Source organism: Dyadobacter koreensis (genome assembly GCF_900108855.1).
In the GTDB taxonomy this organism is placed as follows: domain Bacteria; phylum Bacteroidota; class Bacteroidia; order Cytophagales; family Spirosomataceae; genus Dyadobacter; species Dyadobacter koreensis.
On record NZ_FNXY01000001.1, the window covers coordinates 873,567 to 897,295 of the forward strand.

At 41.5% G+C, this 23,729-nt stretch carries 21 protein-coding genes; 5 read left to right on the top strand and 16 right to left on the bottom strand.

What is annotated here, in order from left to right:
- Nucleotides 1-116 precede the first annotated feature (116 nt).
- From urtE to BMY70_RS03625, 8 genes are all read right to left on the bottom strand, one after another.
- Entirely contained in the window at nt 117-827 is a 711-nt protein-coding gene (gene urtE / locus BMY70_RS03590) for an urea ABC transporter ATP-binding subunit UrtE (protein WP_090331986.1), read from the bottom strand.
- Between the two features lie 3 nt (nt 828-830).
- Nucleotides 831-1,586 (bottom strand): urea ABC transporter ATP-binding protein UrtD, encoded by a 756-nt coding sequence (urtD, locus tag BMY70_RS03595; protein WP_090331987.1) that lies wholly within the window; start codon nt 1,584-1,586, stop codon nt 831-833.
- A gap of 58 nt (nt 1,587-1,644) precedes the next feature.
- Nucleotides 1,645-2,748 carry an urea ABC transporter permease subunit UrtC gene (urtC, locus tag BMY70_RS03600; protein ID WP_090331988.1) on the bottom strand — a complete coding sequence of 368 codons (1,104 nt, stop codon included), beginning with the start codon at nt 2,746-2,748 and terminating at the stop codon, nt 1,645-1,647.
- 42 nt (nt 2,749-2,790) lie between these two features.
- Complete coding sequence (urtB, locus tag BMY70_RS03605) at nt 2,791-4,446, bottom strand: urea ABC transporter permease subunit UrtB (protein ID WP_218148562.1); 1,656 nt, start codon at nt 4,444-4,446, stop codon at nt 2,791-2,793.
- A 196-nt stretch (nt 4,447-4,642) separates the two neighbouring features.
- On the bottom strand, nt 4,643-5,947 hold the full coding sequence (gene urtA / locus BMY70_RS03610) for an urea ABC transporter substrate-binding protein (RefSeq protein ID WP_090331990.1): 1,305 nt from the start codon (nt 5,945-5,947) through the stop codon (nt 4,643-4,645).
- A gap of 161 nt (nt 5,948-6,108) precedes the next feature.
- On the bottom strand, nt 6,109-7,386 hold the full coding sequence (locus BMY70_RS03615) for a putative porin (RefSeq protein ID WP_090331992.1): 1,278 nt from the start codon (nt 7,384-7,386) through the stop codon (nt 6,109-6,111).
- Between the two features lie 339 nt (nt 7,387-7,725).
- Nucleotides 7,726-8,091 carry a hypothetical protein gene (locus BMY70_RS03620; RefSeq protein ID WP_090331994.1) on the bottom strand — a complete coding sequence of 122 codons (366 nt, stop codon included), beginning with the start codon at nt 8,089-8,091 and terminating at the stop codon, nt 7,726-7,728.
- A gap of 465 nt (nt 8,092-8,556) precedes the next feature.
- Entirely contained in the window at nt 8,557-10,170 is a 1,614-nt protein-coding gene (locus BMY70_RS03625) for an aminotransferase class V-fold PLP-dependent enzyme (RefSeq protein ID WP_090331996.1), read from the bottom strand.
- A gap of 1,709 nt (nt 10,171-11,879) precedes the next feature.
- Between BMY70_RS03625 and BMY70_RS03635 the strand changes: the two genes are divergently transcribed.
- The gene (locus BMY70_RS03635; RefSeq protein ID WP_090332000.1) at nt 11,880-12,467 is read left to right on the top strand and encodes a hypothetical protein; all 588 of its coding nucleotides are present in this window, start codon (nt 11,880-11,882) and stop codon (nt 12,465-12,467) included.
- Between the two features lie 11 nt (nt 12,468-12,478).
- Complete coding sequence (locus tag BMY70_RS03640; RefSeq protein WP_090332002.1) at nt 12,479-13,261, top strand: right-handed parallel beta-helix repeat-containing protein; 783 nt, start codon at nt 12,479-12,481, stop codon at nt 13,259-13,261.
- A gap of 86 nt (nt 13,262-13,347) precedes the next feature.
- Here BMY70_RS03640 and BMY70_RS30800 read toward each other — a convergent pair whose 3' ends face one another.
- The 6 genes from BMY70_RS30800 to BMY70_RS03670 all read right to left on the bottom strand — a co-directional run bounded on the left by BMY70_RS30800 (nt 13,348) and on the right by BMY70_RS03670 (nt 19,220).
- The gene (locus BMY70_RS30800) at nt 13,348-13,917 is read right to left on the bottom strand and encodes a hypothetical protein (protein WP_177196948.1); all 570 of its coding nucleotides are present in this window, start codon (nt 13,915-13,917) and stop codon (nt 13,348-13,350) included.
- A 321-nt stretch (nt 13,918-14,238) separates the two neighbouring features.
- A complete protein-coding gene (locus tag BMY70_RS31070; RefSeq protein WP_090332004.1) occupies nt 14,239-14,700 on the bottom strand; it encodes a glycosyl-4,4'-diaponeurosporenoate acyltransferase CrtO family protein in 462 nt (153 codons plus the stop codon).
- Between the two features lie 51 nt (nt 14,701-14,751).
- Nucleotides 14,752-15,309, bottom strand: coding sequence for a 2'-5' RNA ligase family protein (locus tag BMY70_RS03655; protein WP_177196949.1), 558 nt, complete (start codon nt 15,307-15,309; stop codon nt 14,752-14,754).
- A gap of 140 nt (nt 15,310-15,449) precedes the next feature.
- Nucleotides 15,450-17,687 carry a xanthine dehydrogenase family protein molybdopterin-binding subunit gene (locus tag BMY70_RS03660; RefSeq protein WP_090332674.1) on the bottom strand — a complete coding sequence of 746 codons (2,238 nt, stop codon included), beginning with the start codon at nt 17,685-17,687 and terminating at the stop codon, nt 15,450-15,452.
- 11 nt (nt 17,688-17,698) lie between these two features.
- On the bottom strand, nt 17,699-18,718 hold the full coding sequence (locus BMY70_RS03665; protein ID WP_090332007.1) for an FAD binding domain-containing protein: 1,020 nt from the start codon (nt 18,716-18,718) through the stop codon (nt 17,699-17,701).
- Nucleotides 18,711-19,220 (bottom strand): (2Fe-2S)-binding protein, encoded by a 510-nt coding sequence (locus tag BMY70_RS03670; protein ID WP_090332009.1) that lies wholly within the window; start codon nt 19,218-19,220, stop codon nt 18,711-18,713. The genes BMY70_RS03665 and BMY70_RS03670 overlap by 8 nt, the downstream gene beginning before the upstream one ends.
- Before the next feature lie 234 nt (nt 19,221-19,454).
- Between BMY70_RS03670 and BMY70_RS31195 the strand changes: the two genes are divergently transcribed.
- Complete coding sequence (locus BMY70_RS31195) at nt 19,455-19,712, top strand: hypothetical protein (RefSeq protein WP_229209462.1); 258 nt, start codon at nt 19,455-19,457, stop codon at nt 19,710-19,712.
- Between the two features lie 51 nt (nt 19,713-19,763).
- Nucleotides 19,764-21,476: a beta-L-arabinofuranosidase domain-containing protein gene (locus BMY70_RS03675; RefSeq protein ID WP_229209463.1), complete on the top strand. Its 1,713-nt coding sequence runs from the start codon at nt 19,764-19,766 to the stop codon at nt 21,474-21,476.
- Nucleotides 21,477-21,575: 99 nt separating this feature from the next.
- On the opposite strand, the gene ypfJ is transcribed toward BMY70_RS03675, so the two are convergent.
- On the bottom strand, nt 21,576-22,424 hold the full coding sequence (gene ypfJ, locus BMY70_RS03680) for a KPN_02809 family neutral zinc metallopeptidase (protein ID WP_090332011.1): 849 nt from the start codon (nt 22,422-22,424) through the stop codon (nt 21,576-21,578).
- A 171-nt stretch (nt 22,425-22,595) separates the two neighbouring features.
- Entirely contained in the window at nt 22,596-23,051 is a 456-nt protein-coding gene (locus BMY70_RS03685) for an NUDIX hydrolase (protein ID WP_090332013.1), read from the bottom strand.
- 166 nt (nt 23,052-23,217) lie between these two features.
- Here BMY70_RS03685 and BMY70_RS03690 point away from each other — a divergent pair, with 166 nt between their 5' ends.
- Complete coding sequence (locus tag BMY70_RS03690; protein ID WP_090332015.1) at nt 23,218-23,703, top strand: ankyrin repeat domain-containing protein; 486 nt, start codon at nt 23,218-23,220, stop codon at nt 23,701-23,703.
- Nucleotides 23,704-23,729: the final 26 nt, after the last annotated feature.

The window sequence follows — 23,729 nt, forward strand, 5'->3', positions numbered from 1 at the left end:
ACGCTTGAAAACCTCTTATACCTACGAGTAAATATACGTAGGTATAAGATTAAAATCACATCATTTTTTTCTAATACATTGAAAGAAATACCAAGTATAAATTTAGATGGAAATTATTATAACGAAATGTGATTTTGAAGTTCCTCCATGCTCATATCAGAAGAATTTCCTTGAGAAACTACCGCGCCCCGGTTCATAAAGTAAAAATAATCGGTAACCGGACGGGCAAAATCGATTTTTTGTTCAACCAAAAGAACCGAAATCCCTTGCTCCTTAGCTAGTTTTTTTAAAATGATTCCAATTTCCTGCGAAATGGAAGGCTGAATTCCTTCGGTTGGCTCGTCCAGTAAAAGCAGGGAGGGCCTGCCAGTTAATGCGCGCGCGATGGCGAGTTGCTGTTGCTGTCCGCCGCTCAGATTTCCTCCCAGGCGGTTTCTGAAATCTTTAAGGATTGGAAACATTGTGTAAATCTCATCTTCCGGAATTTTTGCTTTCCGATCGCTGACTGCTTCCAAACCTAGTTTAAGGTTTTCGTACACTGTCAATTTAGGAATAATTTCTCTTCCCTGCGGAACGTAAGCTATCCCCATTCTGGATTTTTTGAAGGCAGGAAGATTCGTTACATCTTCACCCTTATATTCAATCATACCCGATTTAGGACTAACAATACCCATTATGGTTTTTAAAAGCGTAGTTTTTCCAACACCATTTCTGCCCATCACGGTTGTGACCGTCCCTTTTTTTACTTCCAGAGATGTCCCCCACAGAATTGTACTTTGCCCATAGGCAGCAGTCAACGAATTTATCTTTAATACGGATTGACTCATGGTTCAGAAGTTTTCAAGTTGTACATTAGCCCGGCCCAGATAACTATCAATAACACGCTGATCATTCCGTACATCCTCGAAAGATCCCTCTACCAAAAGTTTGCCCCTGACAAGAACAGTTACCAGATCCTGGGCGATTTGTTCGACAAATTTCATATCATGCTCAATTACGATTATGCCGTGATGTTTGGATAGTTGCATTAAAAGCTCACCTGTTTTTTCCGTTTCTTCATCAGACATACCAGCCGCCGGTTCATCGATCAGCATCAACTTCGGATCCTGCAAAACGACGATTGCTATCTCTAGCCATTGTTTTTGACCGTGCGACAATTCCCCCGCGATCTTTTTTAGTTCCTTGCTCAACCCCACTTTCGCTGCAACCTGACGAATTTGAAAATCGATTTCTTCTGTTGGTCTAAAAAAAAGGGAAGCAAAAATGCTTTTTTTCATTTTATAGGCCAATAGCATATTATCATATACGGTAAGGCTTGGAAAAACTGATGGTTTCTGAAATTTCCGACCAATACCCATATTAGCGATCTGTACTTCCGTTTTCCCTAAAACCGGTTCACCGTCATATAAAACTTCCCCGGAATCGGGTTTCGTTTTACCACACAAAATATCAAGAAAAGTAGATTTACCAGCCCCGTTCGGGCCGATGATAACGCGGAGCTCCTTATCCCGCAAATTGAACTGGCTTAGATTCAAAGCATGAACACCACCAAAGGAAACTGAAAGATTTTTGACCGCAAGCAGCATATTAAAACGATTTAAAGTTTTGCACTATTTGTATTAATCAAATACTAAGTCCGATCTCTCAGGATTCGACAACTTGATGACCGGCAACCTTTTCCGTAATTTGCTTTCTGCGGAATTTTCCTCCAATTATTTCGATCATTCCAAGAAAGCCTTTATCAAAATAAAGAACCGTTATAACAAACAGGAATCCGAGGATAAATAACCAGGAATCCGGAAAAAGGCTAGTACAAATACTATACAAAAAGTTAACAATCAATGCCCCCAGGATAGCACCTTTCAGTTTCCCACGTCCTCCGAGAGCTACCCACATTACCATTTCTACCGATGCTCTCACATCCATTCTTCCGGGTGTGATAATACCTGTCTGGGGTGCGTAAAGCATGCCCGCGAATGCGGCCAGTAAAGCGCCGACGATGAATATCGCAAGTTTATAATCCAGAATCCGATAAGCAGTATAACTCGTCCGCGACTCGCTGTCACGGATAGCTTGCAACACTTTGCCAAATTTGGAATCTACCAGTTTTTTACTTAAAAAATAGGTACCGCAAAGCCCGGACAGCGATAGCAGATACAACCCCAGTTTAACATTTGGAGAGGCAAGACTGAAACCTAAAAGAGATTTGAAATCTGTCAGACCATTTGTCCCCCCCAGCATCGTCTCGTTTCTTAAAAATAATAGCCACATAGCCAGTGCTAACGCCTGCGTGATAATTGCCATGTAAACTCCTTTGATCCGGCTGCGAAAAATGAAATAGCCAAATACGAAGGCAAAGACGGCGGGTATCAGAAGACCAAGAATCATCGCAAGCCCAAATGACTGAAAAGGAGCCCAGAAAAACGGCAACGATTCAACCTGATTCCATACCATAAAATCGGGAATGGAAGTTCCGTCGGAACCGCTGGCTGTTGCTCCCTTCATCACAATATGCATCGCAACACTGTAACCGCCCAGACAGAAAAAGAATGCCTGACACATCGAAAGAATTCCGGTATATCCCCAGATTAAATCCACACCAAGTGCTACAATTGCAAAGCAAAAGTATCTCCCCCAAAGTGATATCGTGTTGTTGGATACGATTCCGAACAGGTTTCCCAATGGCAATAAGACTAGAAATAGTACTATAAAAGCCCCATAAAGCCGGAAGTCTTTTGTTTTTTCCATGATTTCGTTGAAATGTTGTGAAAATATTTTCTAATTCTGCATTTAATCTTCTGCAATCCGTCCTTTGTCAGGGAATAATCCCCTTGGTTTGAATTGCAGAAAAACAACGATCAGTGCAAGAATCAGCACTTTTCCATAAACTGCCTCATAAAATGATTCAAGTACTTTTGTAAGGAAACCAATCCCTAAACCAGACAAAATTGCGCCTGCGATTTTACCCACACCACCTGTAACAACTACTAAAAAAGAGTCAACAATATAGGTTTGACCCATATCGGGAACCACATTTCCAATGAGCGTCATCGCACAGCCGGCCAGGCCGGCAAGACCTGACCCCAGGAAGAATGTTATCGCATCCACTTTTCTTGTTTCTACACCCAGACATGCACTCATGCTCCTGTTCTGTGTGACAGCCCGAATCTGAATTCCCAGACGACTCCGGTATAACATCAGATAGGTTAGCGAAACCACGACGATGGTCAGAACAATAATAAAAAGTCTGTTGTAAGGAAGAATTAGATGTGGCATAACCTGCCAGCCGCCGGCCAGAAATGACGGCGCTTTCACAGCCGTAAGATCGCCAAAAATACTTCTCGCAGTTTGTACCATGATCAGGCTAACGCCCCAGGTTGCCAACAGGCTTTCCAGCGGACGGGAGTATAAATGCCTCACTACCAGCTTTTCCAAAACCAATCCGAAAATTCCAGCAACGATAAAGGATACAGGCAGCGAGACGAAAAAGAACATGTCAGACTTTACTCCAAGGGTGTCGATAAATAGCGATTGCACACAGAAAGTAGTGTATGCACCGATCATCAGAAATTCTCCGTGCGCCATGTTGATGATGCCAGCCAAACCGTAAACGATCGCCAGACCCAGTGCGATCAGGATCAGAATACTCCCCAAACTTATTCCACTGAAAAGATTCTGCGCCTTTTCAATTCTTGATTGGAGACCTTCCAGCGCCTCAACCTTTTCAGAAGCGTATTTTTTTGCGCCGGCAACTTTACCTGACGCAGAATATTCTTTTAAAACAATGGTCACATTCTCCCCCCAATTACTATCCAGGCTATCAATGTAAGCTTTTGCCTCTGTTTCTGAAACCGCTTCATTTAACTTTAATTGAAACAAGATCTCCTTCCCGGCAGTCTGCGCTTCCTTGTTATTTTCCAGTTTAAGAGCCTCGGTTAATATTTTAATTTTCGAATCGTCGGACGAAGTCAAAAGTTGTCCGTATGCGATAATTCGTTTTTCAGGTTCAGGGTTTGCCAGGTTCAGATAAGGTAAAATTAAGTTAAGCGCTAACCGGTCGCTTCGGCTGACATCCACCTTTTTCAAAGTTTCCAATGTTACTTTTTTTGGTTTCCCATCAGCTTCCAAGACTGGTTTATTCTCCGGAAAAAGATAATAAAGAGGAAAAACTTCGCTTCCTTCCCCCAATTCTTCCGGCTCCCCCGTAGTCACTGGTTTTCCGTTCAGCATATAAATTTTCTTGTCATTTATAGCCCCCAAAACCGGGAAAGTCAATGGATCCCGCATTAAAACCAGCCTCTTAATTGCCCTTGTTCTTGCAGAATCATTCGAGGGATTCAACACTTGGCTTACATAAAAATGGGTACTATCTGACTGTGCAACAACCTGTTTTCCAATAAAAAGGCACAAACAAAGCCCCAGCCACATTTTGACGATGTAGTTCATAACTTGGAATTTAAAGTTTACGATAAGCCTTAAATGAAGATTTTAATAGATTTGAAGAGCCGGTCACTGCAATTAATTTTAACTACACTAACCGGCCTAACTTTTGATCGCTTCGTAACTAGTATGAAAAAGTTGAGTGTCCTGAGAATTTGCGGATAAATTTCCCGCAATAAAAAGTTCTAAAATTCGAGAACTTCTATTTCTGTGCTACGGTATACGTTCCGCCATGGCCAACATGATCGCAGTCCTTATCAGGAGAAGTCAGTTTTGACCACGGTTCCGGGTTTACCAGCCCGTTCGACTTCCAGATGATATCAAATTGCCCATCTGGCTTAATCTCACCGATCATCACAGGTTTGGCCAAGTGATGGTTTTTTGTGTCCATTTTCACAAGTCCGTCCGGTGAATCAAATTCTAGACCGTAAAGTGCAGGACGAACCTTTGACACCTCGAAAGAACCTGCTTTTTCAGCTGCTTTCGCCCATAGATAAACACCCGTATAAGCCCAGCAAATAGGATCATCCGTTACCCTTTTGTCTCCTCCGGGAAGATTGTTTTTCTTGCAGAATGCCCTGAAATCTTCCACAAATTTCTTATTTTCAGCCGATTCCATTGATTGAAAATAATTCCAGGCAGCCAAATGCCCTACCAAAAACTCTGTATCCGTTGCACGAAGCTCATCCTCCGCCACAGAGAATGCCATAATCGGACATGTTGCCGCTGACAATCCCTGATTTGCGAATTCTTTGTAGAAAGGCACATTTGAATCTCCGTTGATTGTCGAAAGTACGCAAGCTTTCCCACCCGCAGCAAACTGTTTAACCTTGGAAACAATCGTCTGATAATCCTGGTGATGAAAAGGAGTATATTCTTCAATTATATTTTCTTTCGGCACGCCCTTAGACAGCAAAAATGCTTTTAAAATTTTATTTGCTGTACGAGGAAAAACGTAGTCAGTCCCGAGCAAATAGAACTTTTTATAGCCACCACCCTCTTCGCTCATCATATATTCAGCTGCGGGAATCAGCTGCTGATTTGGCGTAGCACCGGTGTAAATTACGCTCGTTGAACATTCCTCTCCTTCATATTGCACCGGATAAAAAAGTAATCCGTTATTTTCTTCAAAAACGGGAAGGACTGATTTTCGAGATACGGAAGTCCAGCATCCAAATACGGCTGAGACCTTTTTATCCAGTAACAACTCCTTTGATTTTTCAGCGAATAAATCCCAGTCAGACGCCGGATCTACGATCACCGGTTCTATTTTTTTGCCTAAAACTCCACCTTTCGCATTGATCTCGTCAACCGCCATCAAAACTACATCTTTCAGCGAAACTTCCGAAATAGCCATTGTGCCACTCAGCGAATGAAGAACACCTATTTTTACCGTCTCCCCGTCTTCTGCTTTTTTATCTCCCGAACCTGATCCGCCGCAACCTGAAAGCCCGACAACCAAAGCCAGCAATAAGACGCCCCATTGACGTATTTGTAATGTTTTCATAATATATATTTTAATAGTGATATAGAGTGAAAATTGAATGTCAGACTGAAATGTCAGGAATTTGTAGTTGCGAAGATCTTATAAATTTCAAAAGATACATTAATAATTATATTACGTACGTAATATAAAATTATAATGTAATATCAAATTATTTATCAATTTCAAAAGATAAAAAATTGCACTTGAAGCCAAAACTGACCATATGCCTTTTTTTCATAACCAGTGGTAGTTGTCATATTATACTGACGTGCTACGTACGATAAGCGTAAATTAGTATTGTTTCCATTGAAGAAATAATTCAAACCGCCGCCGTAGACTGAACTGGATTTCGCCTTGTCGAAATCTCCAATCAGCTCAGAACCAGCCTGCTCTTTTTTCGACGATATATTCTGATTTTCGTAGCGTACCCACGGCTGCAATTTTGATTTTGTAAAATAATAGCCAAGTTCAAGAAACTGGACTGTTTGTCGGGGAATCAAACCGGAAAAGGAATATTTAGAATTAACATTGGTACCACCTGTCATATATTGAAAAGCCGCATTCAAAGTAACAGAACCTGCGTTTCCAGCTTTTTTGTCGATAAATAGATCCGTACCAACGTTGTAATATTTGCCTTGTGTGTCAAATCCCGCAGCCCAGGCAAAAGTATTTCCATTACCTAGTTTGGTTCCCGCATAATAATAATCCTTTTCCGGATCCAGGAAGTTGTAGGCAACGCGGCCTACTATACGTAAAGGTGCTTGCCCATCCAGGTTCCTTCCGGTAAAAACACCAAGACGATATTCGAGCTTGTCTTTTAAAAGAAATCCGCGCGCATTTACACCAAGATCTCGTCCAAAATTCCCCTGCAAAGGACTGTCTCCAAACATGTTGTAAGGATACTGAAAGTAAGTAAAGTCATTGGCCATCAAGCCCGCAGCACCTTGCAGACCATTTCTATTATTAGAAACAAGCTGCATACCAGCAATTAATTGAAATGAATTTGAAAAGTCGTGTTCATATTGAGCATCCAGGATAATCGGCGCAACCTTGACATTTTTTGTCCCATTACCAAGCTGAACTCCGATCGGCGATGGCAGATCAGTTTCCATAAAAAAGCTACTTTTTTTAGACAATTGTCCACCCACCAAAACCCTTGCACGGTAAACTGAAAAACCTTTATTCCAATCCTTTGCATCAGCCGAGGCTTTGCCGCCAAAACCTGACTGTTCCGAAGAGGCAAACATATGTACAATCGCGCCAACATGGATGGACGGCTTAAATTCCTCCATATCCTTTTCCTCCGATACAGCAGAATCCGGGGTAGTATAAGCCGATAATTCCCGAAGCAGCCGTATTTTTTTTGCCGTTTTATCTTTTTTATCAGAATCTCCGGCAGCATTAACAGCGCCTTGCGACAGGAAGAGCATTGCACTTACAGAAAGGATAAATCTTTTCATGATCTCGTAGAAAGTATAGTTACGTAAGTATTTAATACAACATTATAAAAGAATTACGTATGTAACAACTTTACCATGGAAAATCTTCAAAATTCATCTAAATATCATAAAAATTAATATTTAAAGAATATTATATTGATAAAATTAGTTTTACTTCATCAAAGAAAAGTTAAATACAAATGAACAACATCTGCGCGAATCAATAAATCCTATATCTGGCTAAGAAAAAAATACCTAAGTACTACTTACATAAAAAAACCCGGCTACAATAAATAGCCGGGTTTTAATAATATCGTCACCTATACCGGGATTAATACCGGAAGCTGTTTTAGTTTTTATTTATAAACTACATGTCATCACTGCCTGTGTTGTTTCTTCAGGCCTGTAAACGGCCTGAGCCTTATAATTAGCCACCGACTGCATAGGATTGATAACGTTGCTACTCTGCTGGGTTTTAACCGAAATTACCGTAGCAGGTGCTGCGGCATATTTCGGTGTCTGATGTGCCGCTTTCGAATCTGTTTTAAACGACTGCTTTGCCAACACTATTTGATGAGAACTCAGACCTGCCATTTTTGCCTTGTTGGGCATCTTATAATTGTGCGATGAAATACCAGGATCTGTAAGAGTTTGCGCCTGCAAATGAATTGAAAATAGAACTCCCGCAAAGAAAGCAAAAGTCTTAATAGTTACTGAATTGTACATTTAATAAAATACATTAAGGATTAGGAATAAAAACTTGTACAAATGTAATTGCGACAGCAATATCTACTCCTACATTTTTCAAACAAAAACATTCAAAATTCAAACAATATAGAATCAAAATAAAAGCTGTCTTGATTGAATTATTTTTACTTCCAAAATTTTCATATTTAAAATTTACCAAGCCTGAATTATCTCAAAATGAGCCCTAAAACAATAAAATCATTGGATTATTATCTTGTATTTTACGGTGACATACATTTTTAAATACTGATCCGTCCACTGCTGATTACAATATTAAAAAACGAAATCGCACTATAAATTATAAAATTCAAATAATTAATTTAACAACTACTGATGTAGTCCAATTTTAAGAAATATAGTTTTATTGAGAATTCAGCAGACGGGAAAACTCAGTCATAAAAAAAAGAGCTGTTAAAACAGCTCTTTTTTTATGAAATCTTAACCTTAGGTAGCTAACGGCGGACCTGACGGAATCATGATCTTTTCTCGTTTGGACTTAAACGTATGACGTTTTGCAGTAAATTTCGCAGTCATATATTCTCCCATATAAATAGAACCTGTCATTGTGTTATCCTTCACAGTTCCTGCAAACATGAATGTGATATTGTCAGCAATCTGCCGGTCCGAACTTTTCATCTTTATCTCATTGCCCTCAATCGTACCCTGCAATTCTCTCACACTGAATTCTCCTTTATGCGAGCCTTCAAGCCAATTGCCATCCTGTTCAATGATGAGTGATTGTTTGCTGGTGCTGGAGAAAAATTCAACCTCCATATCCCAATGCCCCTTAACGGAGCCTGATGCCGCTGCCATACCGGCTTTTGCAGGTGTCCGTTTTTGTGTCAACGTTTCGTAGAGCCGATCCGAAACAACTTTATCATCTCCCAACTGCATCTGCCCTGTGGTTATGGAAACAAATGTTGCGCCATCACGCGTCCCTCCACCTAGGGCAATACGCGGCTTTGTTCTACCGAAAAGTTCAGCAATTTCCTCGCCTGTAATATTAAGTTTTGCAGGATCCCAGGAAATTCTTAGCTGCGGTGTCCGATTTGAAAGCTCTTTCGGCTCGATTACGGTTGTTTTCACACCTTCAATCGTACCCATTTTCTTAGAAATATTATCCAGCCAGGACAACCATCTTTTCCATTCTCCGGCATGATCTCGCTTAGTCCAGGCTTCGACAGCAGCGATCATTCCCATTGTTTCTTCCCGGCCCACTTTATTATCGCGACCAGGGCCATGATGCGGAGCACTCGCCTGCCAGGCAGACATCAGCAAATCTTTTCTTCCTAATACAAGTCCAGCACATTGCGGCCCGCACAAAGCCTTTCCGCCGCTATAAATAACGACATCGGCGCCCATTTTCAAGTGAACATTCGGTATTGTCAAATCTTCCGCCGCTGCATCAACCATCACAGGAACATTTTTCGCCTTCGCTATTTTAGAGATAACTTCGAGCGACATCGGCCCGGTCATCGACTCCTCCATCGCCATAAGATAGATCATCGCGGTCCGCGAACTGATTGCATTTTTCAATTCGTCTATGGAATCTACCGTAATCAAAGTCACACCCACATTCCGGAGGGCGTGATCGTATACATTTCGCGAATATCTCGGAATAATCACCTCTGTTTTTTCAAACCCTTCCAAATTCGGGACACGGATCAACTTTTCAGGATTTCCCCCTGTCACACAGGCAACCGTTACATGTTTCATCCCGGCAGCACACCCCGCCGAAACCATACCCCACTCTGCTCCTGTCAATTCCGCCAAACGTTTTCCGGCACCAAAAGCCAATTCATCATATTGTACAAAAACCTGAGCAGCGGCATCCATCGCGTTCCGCACCTCAGGCCGCTCGATTGATCCCCCGATAATTGTGAATGTTCCGCGGCAGTTAATAATCGGCTCAACCCCGATAGCCTGATAAATTTCCTTTCCGCCTGCCGCAGAAGCCGCGCTCAAAGAGCCCGTTTCTGAACCGGGCGTTTTAGGAAGCATCATTCCTCCCGCAAGCGGAAGCAGCGACAAATCTTTAATAGCATCTCTACGATTCATGTCAAATTAAGATAAAGAGTTTTAGGAATTTTTAACGAAAATATACATTGAAACTTAAGGCAGGTTTTCGTACAGTTCAACAGGATCTTGATATCGTCTTATCCGCATTTCCCTACAACAAAACAAAAATCTGCTTTAAGTATAATATTTTGAATAAAAAAAGCAAAACGAGTCATTATATTGCTGTTTATGCTAAAAACCGGACGAGTTTAATACTAAATGCATTCTTAACCAAATATATTGCGAGATAACACTACCTGACCTGACAAGGCCGGTAGCGTCCCAAATTGTGAATTGGAGAAAGTTTCGGTCTTTGAAAGTAAATATGATATATACTACGTTTTCCCTCATTTCGCCATTTCAAATAGTCATCTTTCTAATCAATTTTGCAAAGAAAAATCTAGCCATACCACACGATCTGTTTGAGTGTTTTAGCATGTGTCCGGCAATTTAAATGCATTGGTTATGAAAACTTCCGTAATAAAAATTCTGACATATCTTTTTACGACCTTACTTCTCATCGTGTTAAAGCAAATTTGTGGGGACGGGTAATCTTTTTGATGTAGATATGTAATTCCCTACACCGCTGCGGAAAATCTGTGACTTAATTTTAAAAATTCGCCTTTCTATAAGAAAAGAAATTCGCGATTTGAAAATCATTTAATTATACAATTGAAACCCGTATTAAGCCATTGTATAACATACCTGAAATCACAAATTTTGAAGAGAAGTTTAGTAACGTCTGGCTTAGAATTTCACGCCAAATTTTAGCAATAATGGCATACGAACTGATAGTCAGTTGAATCTATCTGTTAATGGAATAGCGGCATCAACTGTCTTCCTGAGTCTGGCGTTGCTGAAAATAATTTTCAAAAATCATCGATCGTTCCAAATTATGAAAATCGTGATCACGTCGTCAAAATTTATAACTGTTTTGCTCGTAGGGGCAACCGCACTGATGGTTTTTGCCTTCTATTGCAAATTGGCATTCTAAGTAAACGTTTAGCAAAAAAGACTTAAGGCTAACCCGCTACTTAATGTCCTTCGGTAAACTTAAATTTTTGTCTGAAGGACTGTAAATGCTAAGATTTTTTGGAAGCGATTAATCCGGAAGCTTTTGCGATTATAGTTTAATTCTATTTAAATTATCTTTCAAGCTTCTTTTGAGCCGGCTGTCAGCCAAATATTCAAATGCGGTTGTCGCGAGTCATTCGTTGAATCGGTCCTGTATTGGTCCGGCAGATGTCCGCAGTCCTTGATAATTCTTCAATCGAGTAGACTATTTATATTATTAATCAAAAGATAATTAACCTCGAGAGCTTATCGATGCGAATCCGTTTCAGACCGATTTCTCGATTTCTTCGTTATTGATCTGAACAGCCCTGAGGCAACCCGGACTTAAATTTTCTTTTGACTCCCTTAAGCCATAACCAGCCCATGCGGCTCAATTTTTTTTCCTTTTATGGTCTTTTTTAAGCTCCGGTATCCATCAGATAATCGACGCTGTATTATATGCAAAATATTATTTTATAACCGGTTTTTAAAGACAGATCGGGTAATGAAACTTCCCCTTTAGAAGTAAAAACAACTGGAATATCCGGCCAAATAAACAATGATCTGATGGACAATCTGCATTAGTATTTTTATTACGGAAGAGTTTTTGTCAACGCTACTGTCAATTTAGTTAATTTCAAATCGGGTAAAACCATGTGGTACGAAGCTTCTGCGGTGCCGTTGATCTGGAAATTCATGCCGATGCCAAATATGCCATCGTCAATAATCATTTAATATGGCACGGTGAAGGATGGAAAACAAGCCAATTTCATGCCGTTGAATTTGATTCCATTTTGAAAACAATGCGATATAGCAACTGGGAAGTTTTCGATAAAAGTAAGGCCGCAGAAATAAAACCAAATCTGGTTCACTTCGAAACGCCAATCAATTTTCAACCCAAAACGGGAAATATCCTCACTGTCCGCGATATCATCCGTGATCAGGTTGGGATGTTAATTCTAGAAAGCAAAAATATTGTATTGCAGGATGTCGGGATGCATTACATGCACGGCCTGGGAATTGTTAGTCAATTTACCGAAAATATTACCATGCGTCGGGTGGCCTGCGTACCCAGAGAGGAGACAAAAAGGATCATTGCGTCTTCGGCAGATTTCATGCACTTTTCAGGTTGCAAAGGACAGATTACCATAGAAGATTGTAAATTTTCCGGTGCCCATGACGATCCGATTAACACCCATGGAACGAATCTACAAATCGTAAAAAAGCTAAAGACAATCAGTTGAAAGTGCGTTTTATGCATGGACAAAGTTATGGTTTCAATGCTTTTTTTTCCGGCGATGAAATTGCATTCGTTCGCTCAAAATCCATGCCGCGTTTTGCAAAAGGTAAAGTTAAATCAGTAGAAAGAAACAGTGACCGCGAACTTACGATTCTGTTTGAGGAAGCTGTTCCACAGAATCTGGAAACAAATGACTGTCTGGAAAATATGACGTGGACGCCAGAGGTGCTTATCAGAGGATGTAATTTTACAAGAACCAATACGCGAGGAATTTTATTGACGACACCCAGAAAAGCTACTGTTGAAAACAATACTTTTTTTCGGACAGGTATGAGCGCAATCCTCATCGAAGCAGACGCAGACGCAGAAGGATGGTTTGAATCCGGCCCGGTTCGTGATGTCACAATTCGTAATAATGAATTTATAGATTGTGCATATCAGGGCGAACCGGGAAATGCAGTAATTGCGATCAATCCTTCCAACAAAGAGACGAATGTAAAACTGCCTGTTCATTTTAATATCAAGATCGAAAACAATATTTTTAGAACGTTTGACTATCCGGTGCTTTACGCCAAAAGCACCCAACGGCTAATATTCAGCAATAATAAAATAATCCGGACACATGATCTTCCGCCCCAGTCGAAAAATAAAGTTATGCTTAACCTTAATGCCTGCTCGCAAGTTTTAATTGACAGTACAAAGTTTGAAGATGATGTTTTGGGTAGAAATATTCAGTTGCGTAATATGTCGAAAAGTGACATAAAACTTATTAAAAATGATGCGTTATCAATTGAATAATCAACAAAAAGTTACAGCCCGAAATAAATGTCATAAGACACTTATTCGGGCTGTAGCTTATCAATAAAATATTTTACTGATTCAAATTATGGTCTTGGTGTTCCACCCGGAGTTGTCGTTGAACCTGGCGTGGTCGTTGAACCCGGTCTTGTCGATGGCGAAGTTGTACTACCAGGAATTGTTGTTGATGACGGGTTTGTCGAAGTTCCCGGAACTGTCGATGGATTTGTCATGCTACCTGGTGTCGTTGTCGACGGTTGTGTTGTGGACGGATACGCTGTGCTTCCAGGTACTGTTGTGGATGGCTGCGTTGAAGACGGATATGTCGTTGAAGGCTGCGTTGTGCTGCCAGGAACTGTGGTTGAAGGCTGTGTCGTTGACGGATATGTACTACCCGGTGTGGTTGAAGGCTGAGTAGTTGAAGGATACGTACTGCCCGGCGTTGTTGAAGGCTGTGTCGAGCTGCCTGGTGTGGTTGACGGCTGCGTTGTACTCCTCGTTCCTTGAGTAGTCGTACCTGGCTTCATTGTATTAGGTTGTGTACTATTAGGAGTTGAAGAGCTCGGCGTTGACGACGATGGTGTTGTAGTCTGCGCATAGGCGGCTACCGATCCTAAAAGGATAAAAGCGATGATATTTAATTTTATAGTTTTCATGATTTTGTCTGTTGATTATTATTATTTGTACAATTGCTTTTTGTGTCTTGCTTTAAAAACAACCATACCAGAAAGTAATATTTAAAAGCTCTCTAAGAAAAATATTGGCTTACGTATATAATTGAAAATCAAAACGTTTATACGGAAAAGACGACTCAATGTTAGAAATAATATACGTTGCTGCTAGCGAATGATAATCAGCCTTTAACCGTAGTAGAGGGCCAATTTAAAAAATAGAAATAGCGGCTAAAAAACATCCGGAATTATACGTTGCGAGAAAACAGCTTGACCGATTTTAAACTTCTTGCCCTGTTTATATTGCTATAAAAGTATGGGGCAAATATTGTACAATAAATTGCCCGCTGTGACGATAATACCTATGCCAAACCCGTGATTTGAGACTGCGTAGATCGTGAGTAATAAAAAGAATATCAGGCAGATAATATGATAATGCTCATACATTTCGACCGTTTTAAGATATTTTCTAAACATCTCTTTTCCTTTAATTGTACGATGATGCGGTAAATCTTTCCGTATTGAACGGCTTATTAAATCACCATCCTGAACAAAGTTTCGAATTTTCCTGACACCAAACCGCTCGTGAAATTGAGGATCCGCGCTAAATTTAAAACTGTCAAAAATCTTTTTTGGCAGGAAACCACAGAGCGCACTGATTACCGAGAAAATGTAAATGATTTTAAGGGATCGCATTGAGTCCGAATAGATGACCACAGGTGTAAAAACAAGAATTGTCCAGCCAACATTGATAAGCTGGTTTAACATCAACTTTTTAGAAGCTGGTTTTTCGAACTAATAGACATGCACAATGGGTTATCACTTCAAATCAAATCTTTGAATAATATGCCATGATTTCCCATCGTGTTTTAATAATTGAAAACTGTTTACATGAAGCAGCCCGGAAAATTCTCTATTCTTAAACTCCGGCCAGGCTTTATTAAACATTTCCGGATGTAAATCTCTGTACGCTACGGTAATGTGTGGTTTAAAAATCAATTCGGTCCCATTCATTTCAACGTCGTCAAAGGTTCGGTAAAATTCCTGGATTATTATTTTTTGCAAATTGGAAAGTGCCTCATTGGCGCCTGGTTTAATGAAAATTACCGGATGTTTCAAGTTTTTAAACGCACCGAAATTTTCCAGTTCAAGTTGGAAGGGTTGGATGTCAATCAAAAGTTCGGAAAACCAGTCAAGCACGTGATTATGAGCAAAAGCGGGAAGTCCAAAAGGTGCTTTCAGTGTGATATGAGGTAGTACTTTTAACGCTTTGCTGCTTTCGAATCTTTCAGCAATTTCATTTTGTACCTGAATCACCTTCCTACTGAGCTCGTTGGGAAGCACAATCGCAATAAAATATAGATTATGGTTTTCCATCGGCATCCTAAATCTAAATAATTGATTCTAAAACCTCTAAAGATAAAATGTAAAAATCCAAACTTTAAACTTTGCTTGCGAAGATTGAAGATAACTAGAAACCCGGCTCTATGAAAAATGAAGCCGGGTTTCGTCTTTGATTATAACAATTCGTCAAAATGAATTGGTAATTTGTTTATGCGTTTTCCAGTCGCATGAAAGATGGCATTGGAAATCGCCGGGGCCATTGCGACCAAACCGATCTCGCCAACCCCCTTACTACCAAGTTCATTAATAATCTCATCCTTTTCTTCAACAAAAATTACGTCGAGCTCATGCACATCCGCATGTGACGGAATGTGGTACTCGCCTAAATTTTGGTTCATGTATCTGCCGTAACGATGATCACTGATTGTTTCCTCGTAGAGTGCCTTGCTGATACCCCAGATCATTCCACCTAAAATCTGGCTTCTAGCCGTTTTAGGATTGATAATTTTGCCGGCAGCAACCGCAGTGACGGCCCTTTTAACCTGTATTGTTCCTAATTCTTCATCAATTTCAACCTCGACAAATGCTGCGCTATGCGCAGCTCTTGTATAATTCTTAAGCTTGAAAACATTAGGAACAGACATATTCGTCGTCTTGATTTCCTTATCTTCATTAGCCACAATAATTTCCCGAAATGAAATAAGAACATCGGGATTACTCTTCAAGGAAATGCCTCCGCGTTCAAAAATAACATCACCGTCCGAAGCATTTTTCAATGGAGAGTTTTTCATTTCCTTTGCTTTTTTTAAAATCTTCTTTCGCAACGCCTTTCCTGCAACTTTTATAGCAGATCCGACCGTTGCCAACGTGAAAGATCCGCCCTGGATAGGTGCAAACGGCATTTTACTATCACCATAACAAAATTGTACATCATCCAGTGGCAATCCCAATTCATCCGCTGCGATCTGCGTCATCACTGTAAGCGTTCCGGTACCGATGTCTGTCACGGCACTGCTTACTCGCAATTTCCCTTCCCTGGTCAAAACTGCTTCTGCCCTTGCCGGGATTGACATAGCCTCCCAAAAGCCGGTAGCCATTCCGTAACCGACCAGCTTATGCCCCCGACGCATACTGCGCGGCTCAGGATTCCGTTCTGCCCAACCAAATTTTTCCGCTCCCTGGATATAACATTGTCTTAATTCTTTACTTGAAAAAGGACGATTTTCGCTCACGTCAATATCCGCGTAATTGATCAGCCGAAATTGCATTGGATCAATTTTCATTTTATGCGCCAATTCGTCCATCGTGCTTTCGATCGCATGGCTTGCCGTGCTTCCGCCAGGCGCACGCATATCCAGCGGACTGGAGACATCCATCGGAAGAAGCTGATATTCCAAAATCGTATTTTTTGCCGGATAAATAATATTGGCCCAATTGACCACTACCTCCGTATAATCTTCATGACGGGAAGTTTCCCCAATGGCGGTATGATTTATTGCATTAACTTTCCCATCCGAATCTGCGCCAAAACGCGTTTTCTGAATTGTCGGAGGTCTGTGACCGAAGGTGTACATTTGCTGCCTGTCCAGCGTAACCCGGATCGAGCGCTTCAATTGCAAGGCTGCCATTACTGATAAAAACAACTGATATTGAGGACGTAAACCCGAACCAAATGCACCTCCAACATATGGCGAAATAACGCGCACATTTTTAAAGTGCAGCCCAAAGATATTTCCTACATAAAGCTGGCAATTAATCGTCCCCTGGGTTTTATCATATATCGTCACCTTGCCCTCGCCTTCATAAATTGTTGTAGTTGCAAACAGTTCGATCGGGTTATGGTGTTCAGTTCCATGAACAAACTCCGCAGAAACCTGGGCAGCCGAATCTGAAAATGCCTTTTCAAAATCCCCCTTTGGCTTTGGCGGCAGAGGTTTCAGTAACGTGGCGACTCCCTTTTTAGGATCGCGCGCCTCGTTTTGGTGATTATATAAATCTGTTTCAAAACTTTCCCCCTGATAGGAAACTTTGAGTATTGATGCAGCATAACGCGCTAGTTCAAACGTTTCCGCAACGATTAGGGCAATAGGTTGTCCGTTATACTTAATTTCAGCATTTTGCAAAGGACGAAATGGCGAGCCCGGAGGCGCATCCATATCGGAATATTGCATGTCAAACCAGGCCAGTGAAGGTCTGTTCTCATGTGTGAAGACTTCGATAACTCCTTCGATTTCCTTTACGGCGTTTGTATCAATGTGCACTATTTTACCTCTTGTAATCGTGCTGTTCACAACGTACCCATAAAGTAAACCGTCTGCGTTATACTCTCCGGCATACTTGGCTGTCCCTGTGACTTTTGCCCGTCCTTCAAGACGACTGACAGGCTGTCCTATTTGTGGTAGATCTAACATATCTTTCAGCATTATAAAGAAGGCTGCGCCCCCGGTTGTTGCGATTCAGGATTAAGTGCCATCATACAATTTCTAACGATTGCCCTTTTAGCGAGTTCTATTTTAAAGCTGTTATGCTCAAAACCGGTTGCGCCAAATAAAATCATCTCGGCTGCAGATGCGAAATTCGACATGGTAGGTTCTTTGTCTTTCAAAAAATCCTCTGCTTTTTCAACACGCCAGGGTTTGTGTGCCAGTCCGCCCAGGGCAATTCTCGCTTCTTTAATCAAGTTATTTTCCAGCTCTAAACCCGTAGCTACCGATACCAGCGCAAATGCATAAGAACTGCGGTCACGTAATTTCAGGTATGAATAATTTTTATCAAATCCCTTTTCCGGCAAATCGATGCTTACTATTATTTCGTCTGTTTTGAGGTTGTTATCCAAATGGGGAGTATCGCCCGGCAACCGATGAAAATCAGCGAAAGGCATACTGCGGTCGCCTTCCGGGCCGGTAATATTTACGACCGCTTGAAGAGCCGCAAGTGCGACACACATATCGGATGGAAAAACTGCGATACAATTTTCACTCGTTCCCAAAACTGCCATGATCCTGTTATATCCCCCGATGGCTGAACAACCCGTTCCCGGTTCACGCTTATTACAGGGCGTTGCCGGATCGTAGAAATAATAACAGCGCGTCCGCTGCAGAAGATTTCCTCCGTTCGTAGCCATATTTCGGATCTGTGCTGAGGCGCCAGCCAGAATTGCCTTAGATAACAACGGATACCGGCTTTCAATCAGTGGATGATAAGCAGTATCTGCATTTGTCACAAAAGCGCCGAGCCGCACGCCTCCATCACTTTTCTCCTCAATGAGATGATGCTCAGGTACATGATTTATATCGACCAGCATATTTGCCGTCGTTATGTTATATTTCAAGAGGTCAATCAGGTTTGTCCCGCCCGCGATAAATTTCGCTGACTCATTTCCTTTGGCAAATTCAATGGCCTCGCCGATGTTTTGCGCCTGCGCGTAGTTGAAATTATGCATGATTTCTACGCTCTTTAACTTCCATAATCGCATCAATAATATTGGAGTTTGCTCCGCAGCGGCAAAGATTTCCGCTCATCGAATCCTTCACTTCGGCTCTTGTCTGCGCTTTTTTTTCGTCGATCATACCGATGGCGCTGCAAATCTGTCCAGGTGTACAATATCCGCATTGGAAAGCATCGTGCTCAATAAAAGCTTTTTGCAACGGGTGAAGCTCATCACCATTTGAAATTCCCTCGATCGTTGTAATTTCCGATCCGTTTTTCATCACGGCCAAAGTCAGACAGCTTAGTATTCTTTTTCCATCACATATCACTGTGCACGCGCCGCACTGGCCATGATCGCAGCCTTTTTTTGTACCGGTCAAATCAAGATGATCGCGCAGACCATCCAACAGACTAACCCACGGCGACACTTCCAATATCCTTGGAACACCATTAACCCGAAGTGAGAGTAGCCGGGGTTGTAATACGTTTCTCGTTGATTTCGTTACTATTTCCATGGTGAATGCTAATGAATTACATAATGAATGCGTTACCGTAATGTGGGGTATTTTATAACAATTATGCCACAACAGTTACCGGTCCTTACTCGTCTGTATAATATGACTCAAATAAGCTGACCGTAGTCTATTTTTCAATGTTTAAATAAAACCAGCAAAGCTTTTCTCAAAGTACTCCTAAGAAATTGCGTACTTGTGGTTTTGAAATTGCACCTGCTAGCTTTTAGAAAACCGATGATTAAAAATCTCCTTCTGACTCTCAGTTTATTTTTCTCTCTAATTCATGCTCTTGCCCAGCCCAATGAGCAGATTTCCGTAAGGGGGTACAAGGGTAATCGGCCACCGTTAAGGAAAAACGCTTATCTGGAACTTCCTCTTGGTGCGATTAAACCACAGGGCTGGCTGAAAGAAATGTTGCTGAGGCAAAAAAATGGTGCAACAGGCAACCTTGATAAATTATATCCCCTGGTCATGAACGAGCGTAATGGCTGACTCGGCGGAGATGGCGATCAATGGGAGCGTGGCCCATACTGGATTGATGGATTGCTGCCGCTCGCTTATATTTTAGAAGATAAGGAACTGATCGGCAAAACTACACCCTGGATTGAATGGGCTATTAACAGCCAGCAGCCAGATGGATATTTCGGGCCTTCCAAAGATTATAAAGGTGAGCCCGGATTGCAACGAGATAATAGCAGGGATTGGTGGCCAAAAATGGTAATGCTCAAAATCCTGAAACAATATTATTCCGCAACCAATGATCAGAAGGTAATCAAATTGATGACCAATTATTTCAAGTACCAATTAAAAGAGCTGCCTGCAAAACCACTCGATCACTGGACTTACTGGGCAAAATTTCGCGGCGGAGATAATCTTATGGTCGTTTACTGGCTCTACAATATTACAGGCGATAAGTTTTTACTGGATCTGGGTGAGCTTATCCATAAACAGACTTTTGACTACACCAATGCTTTTTTAAATACGGATCTCCTTTCAAAACAAGGAAGTATTCATTGTGTAAATCTTGCACAGGGAATGAAAGAGCCGCTGATTTATTTTCAACACCATGCCGAGCAAAGGTATCTGGACGCAACGAAAAAGGGCTTTTCTGATCTTAAAAAATTCAACGGAATGGCGCACGGACTTTATGGCGGCGATGAGGCGTTGCACGGTAATAATCCTACTCAGGGCTCAGAGCTTTGCAGTGCTGTGGAAATGATGTTTACCCTGGAAAGCTCGCTGGCGATTACCGGAGATGTTTCTTTTGCTGACCGACTTGAAAAAATCGCGTTCAACGCGTTGCCTTCACAAACGACTGACGACTATATGGCCCGCCAGTATTTTCAACAAGCCAATCAGGTCATGGCGACAAGGCAGGTAAGAAATTTTGGCGACAACCATGGCGGAACAGATTTGTGTTACGGTCTGCTTTCGGGTTATCCGTGCTGCACTTCAAACATGCATCAGGGGTGGCCGAAATTTACCCAAAATCTCTGGTATGCGACGACAGATAAAGGTCTGGCGGCTTTGGTTTATTCCCCGAACGAGGTAAAAGCTTATGTTGGAGAAGGAACCCAGGTATCGTTTAAAGAAGAAACGAATTATCCTTTTGAAGAATCTGTTAAATTTACTTTAACAGCAGAAAAAAAGGTTTCCTTTCCATTTCATATGCGTATCCCTGAGTGGTGTAAAGAGGGAATAATTACAATCAACGGAAAAGAATTTCAAAAAGCTAAGGGAAACCAGATCGTAAAAATTAACCGCACCTGGATATCCGGCGATGTGGTAGAGCTGGCACTTCCTATGCATATTTTTAAAAATCAGTGGTATGAAAATTCAGTGTCTGTTGAGCGCGGCCCGATTACGTATGCTTTGAAAATAGGGGAAGAATTTAAACAGGTTGTCAATGAGAAAGACCCCATCGAGTATGGAAGTTCGTATACTGAGGTCCACCCTACTACTCCATGGAATTATGCTCTGATTGATGTTTCAGATGATAAATTACAAACGCACTATCAGCTGGAAAAAAGAGAAAATTTCTCATTATTTCCATGGAATCAGGCAAATGCGCCTTTACTTTTAAAAACAAAAGGTAAAAAACATCCTTCGTGGAAGTTATACAATGAATCGACCGGACAGCTGCCTTATAGTTTGATCTACAACATGGAAACTGCACCGGAGACAGAAGACATTATTCTGATTCCATACGGCTGTACCAAACTTAGGATATCCCAATTCCCTATTGTCCGGAAATAAAATATTGCATCCACAAGGTGTTCAATAAAAGAAAACTCCCGGCACAGCTGAATTTTTTAGCGGTTCCGGGAGTATCTCACTATAAAACAAATAATGTTTTCACTGAATGTCGTCGTATTTTCCCTGATTGAGATCACCAGTTTCAAATCCCTTTTTGAACCAGTACATGCGCTGTTTCGAAGTGCCATGTGTAAATGCATCGGGCACGATATATCCTTGCGACTGCTTTTGAAGTTTGTCGTCTCCGATCGCGTTAGCAGCCGTTAAAGCTGCTTCCAGATCACCTGGTTCGAGAATATTATCCATTTTATTCGCATGGTTTGCCCAGACACCCGCCAGAAAATCTGCCTGTAATTCCAGTTTTACCGATAACTTATTATACTCAGATTCGCTGATCCTTCCACGCTGTCTTTGTAATTCCTCCGAGATTCCCATCAATTGCTGAACGTGATGCCCAACTTCGTGAGCAACAACGTAGGCAACGGCAAAATCTCCAGGCGCATTAAATTTATCTCTTAATTCATCGCAAAATGAAAGGTCAATGTATACTTTCTGATCTGCCGGACAATAAAACGGGCCCATAGCAGAGGATGCACCACCGCATCCACTTTGCGTTGCATTTTCGAAAATCTGCAATTTTGGCTGCTGATACTGGCTACCGTTTTCTGAATAAATTTTACCCCAAACATCCTCAGTGCTACCCAGAACTGCTTTCACAAATTCAGCTGTTCTATCGTCTGGACGAGGTCCGGCAGGGGCAGTTTGGACCTGCTCAGTTTCCTGGCCCTGCTGCAAATTTGACAGGATTTCCGAAGGATCCTGACCAGTTAACAACCCGATTGCCAGAACGATAATCATCCCGATTCCTCCAATGGCAACCTTACCACCGCCGGACATGCCGCGGCGATCTTCAACATTTCCACTCCTTCGTAAATCGGACCAACGCATAGTATTTCTTTTTTAGGTTTATTTTCTTATCGGTATCGCCTTGTGAGGCCATGTATTACAGGATCAACTATTGATTCTCCTTAAATAACGTGCCAGAAATTTATGCAATTTCAGACGTTAAACTTCGAAATAAGTTATGAAACAAACAATTTATACGAAGGGACTTCAAAATTATCCAAGCAAAATGCCCAGTTGATCTAAAAGTGAGATCTGACCGGCATTAATTTTTTCTCTGGCGATATCAAGATGAAACCAGGCAGCTTTATCAACTTCGGGAAATGTTTGGATTTTATTGGAACGAGGAGGCCATGCGAGCTGAAAAGTGTTGCTAACGATTGATTCTGCATCAACGTCTCCCTCAATTGCCCAAACGCGCACGATCTTTCCGCCTTTTTGTTTCACAGGTAACAGTGGAGTAAAATCGCCGCTGACCTTATGGCCTGTTTCTTCCTCAAACTCTCTTTTTGCAGCATGAAGCGGATCTTCATCCGGCTCAAATTCACCTTTCGGAACAGACCAGACGCCATCATCCTTCCTTGCAAAAAACGGCCCGCCCGGATGAATTAGAAAAACCTCTATTCCATCCCTTTTTCTATATACCAGAATTCCTGCACTTTGTTTTGCCATACCAATTTAAATATTTTTCAGATTATACAATTGTTATGCCTCGCAGACATTACAGATCTTCCTCGCGCAGCATTATTTGGAACAGTTTTTATTACATTAAACAGACTGACTGCAAAGATGCTGAGACGGTAGTAAATACATCAAATAAAAACTTCATCAACAAATTATGGAATATATAGATAAAGTAATCATCCAGGCCGCCCGCGTCGGAAATACGGAAGTGATCAGGGAGCTGATTTCGAGAGGAACCGACATAAATTGCCAGGACGAAAAAGGATATACGCCCCTTATTATCGCATGCTATAATAATCATTTCGAGGCGGCAAAGACTTTGCTGGAAGCTAATGCAGATGTTAACGCGATGGACTTTGGAGGAAATACAGCTTTAATGGGTGTGTCTTTCAAAGGATACCCGGATATAGCAGAGTTGCTGATCGCTCACGGTGCTGACCTTAACCTGCAACATGGAAATGGTGGAACGGCCCTGATGTTTGCTGCAATGTTTGGAAGAAATAACCTTGTTAAAATGCTGATAAACCATGGCGCTGATAAATATCTTTTAGACAATCGGGGTCTCTCTGTAATTGATCTGGCGGTCCAGCAGGGAAATGAGGAGGCAATAGCAATCCTTGAGCAGGAAACGGCAGCTTAAAGCTGATTTTCCAATTGATAACAAAA